Origin of the sequence: Solihabitans fulvus (assembly GCF_008386585.1) — a bacterium.
GTDB classification, from domain to species: domain Bacteria; phylum Actinomycetota; class Actinomycetes; order Mycobacteriales; family Pseudonocardiaceae; genus Solihabitans; species Solihabitans fulvus.
Genome location: NZ_VUOB01000043.1, coordinates 18,659 through 31,662, shown reverse-complemented (window position 1 = coordinate 31,662; position 13,004 = coordinate 18,659). Strand labels below are relative to the sequence as shown.

At 72.7% G+C, this 13,004-nt stretch carries 12 protein-coding genes; 1 reads left to right on the top strand and 11 read right to left on the bottom strand.

What is annotated here, in order from left to right; all coding sequences use genetic code 11:
* The 5 genes from F0L68_RS24720 to abc-f all read right to left on the bottom strand — a co-directional run.
* The coding region (locus F0L68_RS24720) for an alpha/beta hydrolase (RefSeq protein ID WP_149852187.1) at nucleotides 1-1,525 on the bottom strand (1,525 nt) is incomplete at its 3' end.
* 97 nt (nucleotides 1,526-1,622) lie between these two features.
* Entirely contained in the window at nucleotides 1,623-2,669 is a 1,047-nt protein-coding gene (locus F0L68_RS24715; protein ID WP_149852186.1) for a zinc-dependent alcohol dehydrogenase family protein, read from the bottom strand.
* A gap of 102 nt (nucleotides 2,670-2,771) precedes the next feature.
* Nucleotides 2,772-3,674 carry a cyclase family protein gene (locus F0L68_RS24710; protein ID WP_223199104.1) on the bottom strand — a complete coding sequence of 301 codons (903 nt, stop codon included), beginning with the start codon at nucleotides 3,672-3,674 and terminating at the stop codon, nucleotides 2,772-2,774.
* Between the two features lie 49 nt (nucleotides 3,675-3,723).
* Complete coding sequence (locus F0L68_RS24705; protein WP_149852184.1) at nucleotides 3,724-3,903, bottom strand: hypothetical protein; 180 nt, start codon at nucleotides 3,901-3,903, stop codon at nucleotides 3,724-3,726.
* A gap of 116 nt (nucleotides 3,904-4,019) precedes the next feature.
* Nucleotides 4,020-5,633 carry a ribosomal protection-like ABC-F family protein gene (abc-f, locus tag F0L68_RS24700; RefSeq protein ID WP_149852183.1) on the bottom strand — a complete coding sequence of 538 codons (1,614 nt, stop codon included), beginning with the start codon at nucleotides 5,631-5,633 and terminating at the stop codon, nucleotides 4,020-4,022.
* A gap of 211 nt (nucleotides 5,634-5,844) precedes the next feature.
* Between abc-f and F0L68_RS24695 the strand changes: the two genes are divergently transcribed.
* Nucleotides 5,845-6,408: a DJ-1/PfpI family protein gene (locus tag F0L68_RS24695; protein ID WP_149852182.1), complete on the top strand. Its 564-nt coding sequence runs from the start codon at nucleotides 5,845-5,847 to the stop codon at nucleotides 6,406-6,408.
* A gap of 19 nt (nucleotides 6,409-6,427) precedes the next feature.
* On the opposite strand, the gene F0L68_RS24690 is transcribed toward F0L68_RS24695, so the two are convergent.
* The 6 genes from F0L68_RS24690 to F0L68_RS24665 form a co-directional block, all read right to left on the bottom strand.
* Complete coding sequence (locus F0L68_RS24690; RefSeq protein WP_188316802.1) at nucleotides 6,428-7,636, bottom strand: serine hydrolase domain-containing protein; 1,209 nt, start codon at nucleotides 7,634-7,636, stop codon at nucleotides 6,428-6,430.
* Between the two features lie 73 nt (nucleotides 7,637-7,709).
* Complete coding sequence (locus tag F0L68_RS24685; RefSeq protein ID WP_149852180.1) at nucleotides 7,710-8,615, bottom strand: DMT family transporter; 906 nt, start codon at nucleotides 8,613-8,615, stop codon at nucleotides 7,710-7,712.
* 232 nt (nucleotides 8,616-8,847) lie between these two features.
* A complete protein-coding gene (locus tag F0L68_RS24680) occupies nucleotides 8,848-9,783 on the bottom strand; it encodes a phosphotriesterase family protein (protein ID WP_149852179.1) in 936 nt (311 codons plus the stop codon).
* Nucleotides 9,780-10,151 (bottom strand): carboxymuconolactone decarboxylase family protein, encoded by a 372-nt coding sequence (locus tag F0L68_RS24675; protein WP_149852178.1) that lies wholly within the window; start codon nucleotides 10,149-10,151, stop codon nucleotides 9,780-9,782. The genes F0L68_RS24680 and F0L68_RS24675 overlap by 4 nt, the downstream gene beginning before the upstream one ends.
* Nucleotides 10,152-10,228: 77 nt before the next feature.
* Nucleotides 10,229-10,777: an RICIN domain-containing protein gene (locus F0L68_RS24670; RefSeq protein ID WP_149852177.1), complete on the bottom strand. Its 549-nt coding sequence runs from the start codon at nucleotides 10,775-10,777 to the stop codon at nucleotides 10,229-10,231.
* A 151-nt stretch (nucleotides 10,778-10,928) separates the two neighbouring features.
* Nucleotides 10,929-12,851 carry an elongation factor G gene (locus F0L68_RS24665; RefSeq protein ID WP_223199103.1) on the bottom strand — a complete coding sequence of 641 codons (1,923 nt, stop codon included), beginning with the start codon at nucleotides 12,849-12,851 and terminating at the stop codon, nucleotides 10,929-10,931.
* Between the last annotated feature and the right edge of the window lie 153 nt (nucleotides 12,852-13,004).

Sequence of the window (13,004 nt, the reverse complement as noted above, 5' to 3'; positions counted from 1 at the left end):
ACACCGTTCGCGGGATAGTCCCCCACCGATCTGTCGCGTCGAGACGGTCGGTGGCGAAGAAGTCACGTAAAGCCGTGCGGACACACGGGTTCACCATCGAGACGCCGTGGCCCTCCGCGTCCACCGTGATCAGTTGCGCTCGGCCGCCCAGTGCCCATCTGGTTCGGAGGGCGCCGGCGTACGCGGTGGAGGGGGCTCGGCGGTTCTGCAACATCAGGATGGTGCGCGGTCCTTCGCCGGTGATCCGGACGGGTGGCTCGGTGCGCTGGAACGGCCAGAACGCGCACGGCCAGATGTTGCCCGCCATGCCGTTGGTCAGGGGGTGCAGCCAGCGGTCGACCTGTGTCGCGATCGCGTAGTGCTCGACCGAGCGGGGCCAGACGGTGTCGCCGCAGACTATGGCGTCCTGGGCGCTGACGAAGTTGTCGGAGAGCAGGGCGGGTAGCGGGACGGCGGCGGCCGACGGTGTCGGCGCGCTGCCGGTGTTGGCGAACTGGAGAATCCTGGCCAGGGAAGGGAAGTAGCCGGTCTGCTCCAGCAGCGCCGTGGTCGCGGCCCGGACGGTGTTGCCGTCGACGACGGTACCGCTCGGCGCGGTCGTCGGGGCGGTGTCCAGGGCACTGGTGACGCGGAAGTACGTGTCCCGGACGGCTTCTGGCGTGTCGCCGAGGCGGTAGGTCGCCGCGTTGGCGGCGGCCCAGGCGGCGAAGTCGGGGAATGCGTCCTGCACGCCCAAACCCTTCAACGACACCGCCTCCTGCACACCGCCGGGTGGCGTCGAGCTGTCCAGCACCATGTGGTCGAGGTGGGTGGGGAACAGCGAGGCGTAGACCTGGCCGAGGTAGGTGGCGTAGGAGGTGCCGACGTAGGAGATGCGGCGCTCGCCGAGGGCGGCCCGGATTCCGTCCAGGTCTCGGGCGATGTTCGCGGTGGTGAGGTAGCGCGGATAGTCGCCGGCGTTGGCGGCGCAGGCGGCGGCGATCCGTTGGGCGAACGCGACATTGGCCGAGATGTCGCCGTCGGGCGCGGGGAACGGCAGGTTCAGCACCGCCCTGCGGTCCGGCTCGGCCACCCCGCACGCGACGGGCGTGCTGTGGCCGATGCCCCGGTAGTCCATGCCGACGAGGTCGTAGCTGTCGGTCACGGATGTGGGCAGCGTGCCGATCGACGAGCTGGGCCGGTCCAGCCCGGGGCCGCCGGGGCCGCCCGGTGTCGTCACGAGCACGCCCCGGCGGTGGTCGGGTCTCGCGGCGGGGATCCGGGAGATCTCCAGCTCGATGGTGCGGTGGTCGTCGGCCGTCAGATAGTTCAGCGGCACGGTCATCCGCGCGCACTGCTGTCGCGGGTCGCGCGTGCCGGGTTGGCCGGACGGTCCTGGAAGGGACGGCGGGCACGGGCCCCAGGCGATGGTGTCCGGCGCCGCCGCCATCGCCTGTCCCGCTGTGGCCAGCGTCGTGGCGATGACGGCGGCCGCAAGCACGACGGCCGGAACTCGTTTCTTCTTCGGTGCTGCCAGTGGTCGCATGCCGCAAGCCTCGCCGGGCGGGCGGGCTTGTGGATCAACCCGGGGATGGATCTTGGGCTGAGATCCGACTCAACCCAGGGGTGGACCGGCCGAGGCGTCAGGCGGGCAGGCTGATCACGACCTTGCCGAAGGGGCCGGTCTCGCGGAAGTAGCGGTAGGCGTCCATGGCCTGCTCGAACGGGAACACGCGGTCGACGACCGGCCGGGTGCCGTGCTGCTCGAGCGCCCGGTTCAGGGACTCGAAGCTGGTCCGGCTGCCCACCACCAGCTTGCGGACGGTCACGAAACGTCCGTTGAAGATGCCGGGGTCGAGCTGCGCGCCGCCCGAGGGGAACGCGCCGAGCAGCGCGATCTGGCCGTTGAACCCGGCGGACCTGATGGACTTCTCCAGCGTGGCAGGCCCGACCGCGTCGACAACGTGGTCGACGCCCCGCCCGCTGGTCAGTTCGACGACGGCCTTGTCCCAGTCGGGGGTGTCGGCCCGGTCGACCACCTCGGCCGCGCCGAGCGCGGTGAGCCTGGCCGCCTTGTCCGCGCCCGAGGTGATCGCGATGACCCGGCCGCCGAGCATGGCGGCCAGTTGCAGGCCGAACAGCCCGACGGTGCCGGTGCCCACGGTCAGCACGGTGTCGCCCGCGACCATCGGCCGGTCCGGGCTGGTCAGCGCCGACCAGGCCAGCACGGCCGCGCAGGGCAGCGTCGCCGCCTCCTCGAAGGACAGGTGGGACGGGATCGTCACCACCGACTCCTCGCCGGCGAGCTTGTACTCGGCGAGCATGCCCTCGTCGTTGCACCCGGTCTGCTCGCCGGCCACCGCGGCCGTCACCGGACCGTCGATCCACCTGCGGAAGTAGGTCACCGCGACCCGGTCGCCGACCCGCACTCGGGACACGTCGCCGCCGACCGCGACGACCTCGCCCGCGCCGTCGCTGACCGGCACGACGCCGGGCGCGGAGGGCAGCGGGTAGGTGCCGTCCAGGATCATCAGGTCCCTGCGGTTGAGGGACACGGCCCTGACCCTGATCAGGACCTCGCGCGGGCCCGGCTGTGGGAACTCCGTCTCGCGCAGCGTGAGGCCGTCCGTGCCGTTGCCCACCCGGTCGAGGTGGTATCCGATGGCGGTGGTGGTGAGCGTGCTGGACATGGTGTCCGTCCCCAGGGTTGATCGTCGTTGTCAGACAGAAGTACAGCCGAGAGCGGGAATGGCCTCAATTCCCCGAAGGGAATGAGCGAGCGTCGCCGCCGCTCAGCAGACCGCGTAGGCGCGCACCGGGAACGTGCCGAGCCCGACCACGGCGGGCGGGGCGGCGGTGAACCGGAAGCCCCGAGGCGGCAACTGCGCCAGGCCGCGCAGGTGCTCGACCACCGGGATGCCCGCGCCGAGCAGCGCCGTGTGCGCGGGCCGCGCGGGGTCGTCGGTCGAGTCGATGTTCAGCGAGTCCATGCCCACCAGCGCGGCGCCCTGCTCGACCAGCCACGCGGCCGCGTCGGCGGTCAGGTAGGGGTGGCCGGTGAAGTACTGCTCGGTGCCCCAGAATCGGTCCCAGCCGGTGTGCACCAGCACGGCCTTGCCCCTGACGTCGTGCGGCGCGAGCGCGGCGACGGACACGGCCCGCTCGGCGCTGCCGGTCACCCGCACCACGATCCCGTCCAGGTCCGCGAAGCTGGCCAGCGGCAGCGCCGCGAGGTCGGCGCCGTCGGCGAACCGGTGGAACGGCGTGTCCAGGTAGGTCCCGGTGTTGGCGGTCATGGTGACCCGCCCGATGTGGAACTCGGTGCCCGGCCCGTAGTGCTGCCGCGACGCCTCCCGGCTCAGGTGCTCGCCGATCTCCGGCCCGGGAATGCCGGGATAGGTGACCATGCCGTGTCGGATCGGGTGGCTCAGCTCGACCAGCCGCCGCGCGGGGGCCGCCGGGGGCGGCACGCCGCGCGAACCCTTGTGCGCCTCGTTGAGCAGCCGCCTGTTGCTGAACCGGATCTTGTCGACCATCAGCAGCCCGAGATGCGCGACGAACAGTTCGGTCAGCGCCTCCTCGTCGATGTCCGCGCCGGGGATGTCGAGCCGGAATCCCCGGACGACGAGGTCGCCGCCGTTGCTGAAGGTCACGGCGGCGTCGAACTCGATCCGCCACTGGTCGTTGTCGGTCACCAGTCGATCCTGCCGCATTCGGACCAGTGGGAGAGCCCGTAGTGATCAATCACCGGGACATTCGACGCGGAGACTCGCCGGGATCATCGTCATCGTCGGGTTCGAACGGCGGTGGCAGCGGCGGCCGGCTGCCCAGCCAGTTCGGCCACGCCTCGTCGAGGAACCACTGGTGGTCGCGGTCGCCGCGCGCGCGTCCGGCCGTGTCGTCGTGCTGGTCGGCTGTGCTCATCGGCCGCCCGCCCCCCTCGCGTCGCGCAGAACCTACGACCGCGCGCCGCGGGGGACATCCCACGCAGGGTTGAACTCTCGGCCGCCCGCCTGCAACCACCGCGGTAGGCCGCCCGGTCAGGCGACCAGCCGACCGGCCCGCATCTCCCTCCTGCCGCCGGGGAAGCGGCTGCGCAGCAGCCGGTCGTGCGACACCACGACCACCGCGCCCCGGTACTCCGCCAACGCCACCTCGACGTCCTCGACCAACGCCAGCGACAGGTGGTTGGTCGGCTCGTCCAGCAGCAACAGGTCGACCTCCCGCACCAGCAGCCTGGCCAACGCCAGGCGCCTGCGCTGGCCGACCGACAGCGCCCCGACCGGCGTGTGCAGGTCCTGCGCGCGGAACAGCCCCAACGACAGCAACACGTCCGCGTGCTCCTCCTGGGTGCCGACCATGCCCTCCGCGAAGGACGCGAGCAGGCCGGTGCGCGGCCGGGTCACCGGGATCTCCTGCGCGAGGTAGCCGATCCGGCCGCGTTGCCGCACCGTGCCCCGGTCCGGTACGAGGTCGCCGGCCAGTACCCGCAGCAGCGTGGTCTTACCCGCGCCGTTGCCGCCGTGCACCAGCAGCCGTTCCCCGGCGGACACGGCGAACTCGTCGACCACCAGGCGATCGCCGACCGCGACGCCGGCGAGCGTCACCAGCGCGCCGTCGGCGACGGTGCCCGCGGTCGGGCGCGCGGCGAAGCGCAGCGGGTCGGGCGGACGGGGCACCGGGTCGGCCCGCAGGCGGTGCAGGCGTTCCCGCACGTTGCGGACGCGGCTGGACACCGAACCCTGCACGCGCCCGGCGCGCCTGCCGTAACCCATCTTTTCGCGGTCGCGCGGCGGCCGGTCGTGGGCGACGGCGAGGGCGGTGGTCGTCGCGCTGTCCACCAGCGCGGCGATCTCGGTGCACCACTGCTGGTACCGCTGTTCCCAGCGGTGCCGGGCGGCGGCCTGCTCGGCGAGGAAGCCCGCGTACCCGCCCGCGTAGCGGGTCAGGGTGTGCCGGTCGCCGTCGACCTCGAGGATCGCGGTGGCCACTCGATCGAGGAACGTGCGGTCGTGCGAGACGGCGACGACGGTGCCCCGGTGGGCGCGCAGCCGGTCCTCCAGCCAGCTGACGGCCGCAGTGTCGAGGTGGTTGGTCGGCTCGTCCAGCAGCAGCACCTCGGGCGCCGCCGCGAGCAGGCACGCCAGCGCCAGCCTGGCCTGCTCCCCACCGGAGAGGCTGCCGAGCCTGCGGTCGCGCGCGAGGCCGCCGACGCCGAGGCCGTGCATGGCGGCGTCGACCTCGGCGTCGGCGCGGTAGCCGCCGCGCGCCTCGAACGTCGCCGACAGCTCGCCGTAGGCGGCCAGCTCCTCGGGCCCGGCCGCGCCGAGGGTCGCCTCGGCGGCCCGCAGCGCGCGTTCGATGGCCCGCAGGTCGGCCAGGGCGGTGTCGATCACCTCCGCGACGGTGGCCTCGGGCGGCAGGTCGAGCGTCTGGCCGAGGTGGCCGACGCCGCCGTCGGCGGTCACCGTCACCTCGCCGTCGTCGGGCGCCTCGACGCCGGAGAGCAGCCGCAGCAGCGTCGACTTGCCCGAGCCGTTCTCGCCGACGACACCGACGTGTTCACCCGGCCGGATCGCGCAGGTGACGGCGTCGAGCACGGGACGACCGGCATAGGACTTGGACACACCCCGAAGGGCGAGTTGGGTAGGCACGAAACTCCTGAGGCACTCTGCGCGACGACCGGGGAACCGGGCGCGCGGACACGTACTGGACGCGGAGCGCATCAAAGGATCATGTGGCGACGGTAGCCCGTTCCGGTCGGGTCGGGCAACCGGATTTCGCGACGCCGCCCGTCTGGCGCTAGAGCCGGCACCGGGCGCGGCGGGAGGCTGTGCGGCGACATTCGCGCGCCAGGAGGTTCCCGTGCCCAAGATCCTGCTCGTCACCGGTGACGCCGCCGAGGTGCTGGAGGTGATGTACCCGTACCAGCGGCTGCTCGAGGAGGGCTACGAGGTGCACATCGCCGCGCCGACGAAGAAGAAGCTCCAGTTCGTGGTGCACGACTTCGTGGACGGCTTCGACACCTACACCGAGAAGCTCGGCCACACCTGGCCGGCCGATCTTGCCTTCGCCGACGTCGACCCGGCCGACTACGCGGCGCTGGTGGTGCCCGGCGGTCGCGCGCCGGAGTACATCCGCAACGACGCCGACCTCCAGCGGATCGTGCGGCACTTCGTCGCCGAGGGCAAGCCGCTCGCGCACCTGTGTCACGGCGCCCTTGTGCTTGCCGCGGCCGGCGTGTTGGACGGCCGCCGCACCGCCGCGTATCCGGCGGTGGCTCCCGACGTGCGGGCGGCGGGCGGCGAGTTCGTCGACGAGGAGGCCGTGGTGGACGGCGTGCTGGTGTCCGCGCGGGCGTGGCCCGACCATCCCGCGTGGATGCGGGAGTTCGTCGCGGTGTTGCGCGCCAAGGCCCCGGTGTCCTGACCGGGCGCCAAGAAGGCGGTCAGACCAGGGCTTGCAGCACGAGCGCCTTGATCTGCTGCTGGTAGTGGGACTGGATCCGCGACGGGGTGTGCGCCATGAACACGACGCCGAGATCCTCGGCCGGGTCGGCCCACCAGTTCGTGCCGGCGGCGCCGGGCCAGGTGACCTCGCCGACCGAACCCGGCGTGGACGCCCCGCCCTGCCGCCGCCGCACGGCAAGCCCGAGCCCGAAGCCGTGCCCAGGGTTCCAGCCGGGGCGGGCCAGCCTGCGCACGTCGGTGTCCTGGTCGAGCTGGTCGGCCAGCATGTAGTCGACGGTCTTGCGGCCGAGCAGGCGGCCCGTGTCGGCGTCGCCGCCTGCCAGCAGCAACTGGACGAACCTGAGGTAGTCGGCCGCGGTGCTCACCAGGCCGGCTCCGCCGGAGTCGAACGCGGCGACCGAAAGGTCGGGAAGTTCTTGCGGCGCACCGGTTTCCGGGTCGGCGGGGAAGGCGGCGGCGTAACGGTCGCGTCGGTCCTCCGGCACGCCGAAGGTGGTGTCGTGCATGCCGAGCGGTTCGAACACCCGCGACCGCAGGTACGCGCCGAGCGACTCGCCGGCGATCGACTCGATGATCAGGCCGAGCAGGTCGAGCCCGAACCCGTAGTGCCAGGTGGTGCCGGGGTCGTGCAGCAGCGGCAGCCCGCTGAGCCGGTCCAGGTACTCCGGGCCGGTCAGCGTGGTCATGCCGTCGCCGACGGCGTCGGTGTAGAGGGCGTGCACGGGGGAGTCGCCGAGCATTCCCTCCGGGATGCCGGCCGTGTGCCGCAGCAGGTCGAGGATCGTGGGCTGGCGTGCCGCCGCGCGCGTCGGGATCGGTGCTCCCTCGCCAGGCCACGCGGCGAGGTCGGCGACGCGGCGGTCGGCGAACTGCGGCAGGTGGTCGCCGATCGGGATGTCGAGCACGAGCCTGCCCTGTTCGTGCAGCAGCAGCGCGCCGACGGTGGTGATCGGCTTGGTCATCGATGCGATCCAGAACAGCGTGTCGGCCGTCATCGGCACGCCGCGCTGCGGGTCGCGGTGGCCCAGCGCCTCGAAGTGGGCGATCCGGCCGCCGCGCACGATGCCGAGCACCGCGCCGGGCAGTCGGCCTGCGGCGATCTCGTCCTCGACGAACCTGGTGACTCGCGACAGGCGGTCCGGGTCGAACCCGGCCTCCCCGGGCTCGACCCGCGCCAACTGGCTCATGCCGACGATCATGTCACCCGCGTGGCCCGGTCGGGTCGGACCGCGAAAACCCGACCGGGCCACGGGAATCGGCTCAGCGCGCGGAGCGCAGCACGGCGGCGGCGAGCAGCGCCGCGCCGACCAGGCCCGGCCAGCCGAGCCGGTCACCGAGCAGCAGCGCGGCCAGCAACGTCCCGGTCAGCGGCTCCAGCAACGCCAGCACCGCCGCCGTGCTCGCGTCGACGGTGCGCAGGCCCCGGAAGTAGAGCGTGTACGCCACCGCCGTCGGCACCAGCCCCAGCGCGACCAGCAGGCCGATGGAGGTCGCGGTCGGGGCGAAGCCGAGGCCGCCGGCGACCACGGCCAGCGGGGTGAGCAGCAGGCCGCCTGCGGCGAACCCGAGGCCCGTCGTGGTCAGCTCGTCCAGGCCGGGCACGGCCGTCCCGCCGAGCAGGGTGAGCGCGGCGAAGCCGGCCGCCGAGAGCACCGCGAGGCAGGCGCTGCCCAGGACGGACCACCCGCTGAAGCCACCGGTGGGCAGGCCGACCAGCAGCCCGAGTCCCGCCAGCGCAAGGCATACTGTGCCGACAGTGCGCCGGTCGACGCGGCGGCGGCCGGTCAGCCGTTCCGCCGCGACGACCGCGACCGGGCACGCCCCGATGGTGACCAGCGTGGCGAGGCTGACCGAGGTCAGCGACACCGCCGCGAAGTAGCTGGCCTGGTAGAGCGCGGCGAGCCCGCCGACGGCGGCGACGCGGGTCCAGGCGGCCCGGCCGCGTGGCCATCGCCGGCCGGTGACGACGAGGAACGCGATGATCAGCGCCCCGCCGACGGCGAGCCGGTAGGTGGCCACCGCCAGCGGCGGCAGGCCGGCGGCGCGGCCGAGCAGCGAGCCGGTCAGGCCACCGGTGCCCCACAGCAGTCCGGACAGGGCGAGGCAGACGAGTCCGGCGCGCGAACGAGGGCGCGCGCCGGACAGCGTTGTGTCTGAAATGTGCATGAAGGTACGTGCTCCTGCGACGAGAAGGGATTGGTCGCGGAAGCGGGACGAACCTGTGAGTCACCCCGGCGAGCGGACGCGCTCACCGTGCGGACGCGCTCAACGCGCGCGAAAGACCGTCCCGCTCAGGGGCGCGGGGGCGGGGTGATCGGGAAGCACCTGTGCACGGACGCCACCCTACCGGGTCGGGTCGGGTCCGCGCCGCCGGCTCGGAGCGCGGCTCGCTGGCACGTCAGCGCCAGTCGACGGCGAAGGCGCGGGCCGGGTTGTCGACCAGGAACCGCGTCACCTGGTCCTCGCCGAGGTCGTGGCCGAGCCTGGGGCGCAGCGTGGTGAGCAGGAACCGCATGCCTGGGCCGCCGCCGGTGGCCGCGCGCGCCTGGGCCGTCGTGGTGTCCCCGCCGAGCAGCACCTGGCCGCCGTGCCCGGCCGCGACCAGCGCGACGAGCGACTCGGGCAGCCGCCAGTCGGTGGCGTGGTTGGCGCGGGACGGCCCGTCGAAGGCCAGCCACGCGCCGGTGTCGGCGACCTGTCGGTGCACCATCAGGTCGGGCGAGCGGTTGAGGTGTCCGAGAATGATCCGCTGCGGTGGCACGCCGAGCGAGTCGTGCAGCACGTGCAGCACGTCCAGGGGAGCGGTGCCGTGTTCGAGGTGCACGGAGATCGGCGCGCCGGTGCTGTGGTGCGCCTCGGCGGCGGCGACGAGGACGTGCCGCGCGTGGGCGTCGAGGTCGTGAAAGGCCCCAGCGATCTTGATCAGCCCGGCGCGGAACGGCAGGACCGCGCCGTCGGGGTCGTCGCCGGCCAGCACGCCCTTGGTGAGTTCGCCGACGAACAGGTCGGCGAGCCGGTCGCGGACCCGGTCGACCAGGCCGGGCGCGTAGTGCGCCGCGCGGTGCAGGCCGGTGGCCGCGACGACCGTGACGCCGGTCGCGCGGGACAGCTCGGGCAGCGCTTCGGCGCGGCGGCCGAGCCCGAACGGCGTCCACTGCACGACGGTCCGGCCGCCGAGGTCGGCGAAGCCGCGCAGCTCGGCCTCGGCCGCCGCGACGTCGTCGAGTTCCTGTCCCGGCAGCAGCGCGGAGCGGAAGAACAGGTGGTCGTGGGAGTTGGTGACGCCGAGGTCCGCGCCCGCGAGGTCACCGAGGACGGTGCGCACGGCGGTCACGACGTGGCCCCGTCCAGCGCGGCGGTGGCGACGCGAAGGCCGGCGAGTGCCTTTGGCACGCCGACGTAGGGTGCGAGGTGCACGAACACCTCGACGATCTCCTCGGCGGTCATGCCGATTCGCAGGCTGGTGCGCACGTGCCCGGCCAGCTGCGGGTCGACGCCGCCCATCGCGGTCAGCGCGGCGAGGTTGGCGATCTGGCGGTCTCGCAGCGACAGGCCGGGGCGCTGGTAGGTGCCGCCGAACAGGCTGGTGACGATCCAGTCGAAGAACCCGGGAGCCACGGCGTCCAGGGTGGCGCGGGCCGCCTCCCTGGACGGCTCGTCCTGTAGCTCGGCAAGCAGTCGGTAGCCCTCGTCGCGGTCCATCTGAGCCCTCCAGTGCGTGTAACGCCTCATCCGTTACCCGCACTGTAACGGATGAGGCGTTACAAGACCATCGGGGCTCAGCTGGCGCCGTGCTCCCACACCGGCAACCAGACGTCGTTGGGCGCGCCGCCGCCGACGCACGTGTACTGGATCAGCTCCCTGCCCTGGCCGACCCCGCCGCGCACGTTGAGGCACTTGCCGCTGCTCTTGCTGACCACCTGGTAGCCGATGCCCTTCTGGACGAACCGCCACAGCTCGTTGGCCGAGCCGCCGCAGGTGTACTGGATGACCGGGGCGCCGTCCTGGCTCCCGCCGCCGCGCACGTTCAGGCACAGGCCGCTGTTGACCGACTTGAACCGGTAGTAACCATCCAGTGTGGACTCGGGCTCCCAGCGTTCGTTGGCGGCCTGCGACAGGGGCCACTGGATGACCTGCGCCCCGTTCTCCTTGGACGCCCCCGCCACGTTCGCGACCTGGTCGGGCTGGCTCGCCAGCCGCAGCGTGATCTGCCTTGCCTCCGCCGCGCGCGGCGCCGCGGCCTGGGCCGGCGCCACCACCGCAAGGGTGGTGCCGGCGACCACGGCCGCGATGCCGAACCAACCGACCAAGCGCTTGTTCGGTGACATGGTGCAACCTCCACTGCTCGATGTTCCAGCGGGATGCTCGGCACACTCCGAGCTTCTCCGACGTTGCTCCGAACAGTCCAGTTGTCGCGTCTGCCAAACGGACCACTGTGGTGTGCCAAGGGATGAACACGAATCGTGACGGGATCCGGACTCATCCTCGCGTCGGCACGCGGCCGACAACGGGCCGGAAGCCCGCGAATCGGGACAGGAACACGCCTTCGCCCTGGGTCAGGCCCGGCAGCGTCCGTTCGAACTCGTGCACGCGGCTGGCCGGCAACACGCCCTCGACCCGTCCGACGGCCGCACCCGAGTCGGTGAGCTGCGGCAGGCCGCCGAGCTCCACCAGTCGCGCCAGCACCCCGCTGACCGCAGGCGCAGGCGCCTCCACCTCGAAACGGGTCAGCGGCTCGTACACCCGCGTTCCCGCGCGCCGCAACGCTTCCGCCAGCAACTGCGCCGTCAGCCGCCGGAAGTCACCCGCCGTCGAGATCGGCGACGCGAAGCCCGATCTGGTCAATGTCACAATGCAATCGGTCACTTCCCAGCCGTGCGGGCCGCCCCGCCGCAACGTCCGGTGCACGGTCTCCTCGATGGCCGTGCGGAACGCGCGCGGCAGCGAACCCAGCTCGACGGCGACCCGGTAGCTCACCCCGGCGCCCTCCGCCGAGGGCTCCACGCGCAGCCCGATCGTCGCCCAGAACTCGTTGGCCTCACGCGGTTCGATCACCTTGACCGCCTCGCCGACGCCGACGGGCTTCTCCAGGTGGACCGCCCGCGTCGGCGCGAACTCCACTGCCACACCGAATTCTTCGGCCAGCGTCGCCTCGATGACCTCCTTCTGCACCTCGCCGTACAGGCGCACGGACAGCTCGCCGCGCTCCTCGTCGTGTCGGGTGTTGATGAAGGGGTCCTGCTCGGTCATCCCGCGCAGCGCCGCGTAGAGCGCAGGCCGCTGCGCCGGATCGCGCGGCCGGACCACGGTCTCCAGCGTCGGAGGGGCGAAGAACGCGTCCGAGCCGGGGTCGGGCGGGGAGCCCAACCGGTCGCCGACCCGGATGTCCTTGAGCCCCCACACCTGCACGATGGACCCGGCGGTCGCCCGCGCCGCGCCGACCGTCCCGCCGCGCTCGAACACCCGGATCGCGGTCACCCGCGCGGACTGCTCGACCACCGCGCCGGAGTCCGTTCTGCGGTAGCAGGCGACGTGCGCCCTGGTGTCGATCGCGCCGGAGTGCAGGCGCAGGTAGGCGATCTTCTCGCCGGCCGCGCCGCGCTCGATCTTGAACACGGTGCCGGACAGCGGGCCGTCCGCCGCGCGGCCGGCCGGGGGCAACAGGTCGCGGATGCCGCGCGCCAACTCGGGCACGCCCTCGCCGGTCATCGCGGACCCGAAGAAGACCGGGTGCGCCACGGCATTGCCGGTCTGCGCCGCGAGTTCCCGCGCGATGACGGTCCGGTCGGCCGGCAGTGAACCATCCACATAGGACGCCAGGAGGCGGTCGTCGTGTTCCGCCAACGACTCCAGCACCCGCCCGGCGTGCGCGTCGTCGGCGAGGGAATGCCGGTGGGTCCGGGCTGCGCGGGTGCCGAGGCCGCTGACGCCGCTCATCGCCAGCGCGCCGGGGGTGAGCCTGCGGCGGATGTCCGCCAGCAGGTCGTCGTACCGCGCGCCCATCCGGTCGATCTTGTTGACGAAGACCAGCGTGGGGATGCGCAGCGCGGCGAGGGTGCGCATGAGCACCCTGGTCTGCGCCTGCACGCCCTCCACAGCCGACACCACCAGGACCGCGCCGTCCAGGACGCGCAGCGCCCGCTCGACCTCGGCGATGAAGTCGGAGTGCCCCGGCGTGTCGATGAGGTTGACGGTCAGGTCGTCGACGGTGAACGAGACCACCGCGGACCGGATCGTGATGCCGCGGCGGCGTTCCAGGTCCATCGAGTCGGTCTGCGTGCTGCCGCTGTCGACGCTGCCGACCTCGGTGATGACGCCGGCGTCGAAGAGCAGGCGTTCGGTGAGACTGGTCTTTCCCGCGTCAACGTGGGCGAGGATCCCCAGGTTCAGGACGGTGTTCAAATCGGGTCGTCTCCAGGAGTGCGGTCAGCCGAGCTTCGGTCGCGATGCCCTCTGACCTCTGGCGCATTCCTGACTCCTCCACCTGGGACCCTGTCCGCGTCCATCCTGGCGCGAATCGCCGACGGTAGCAGCGCGCGCCGATCATGGCCGCCT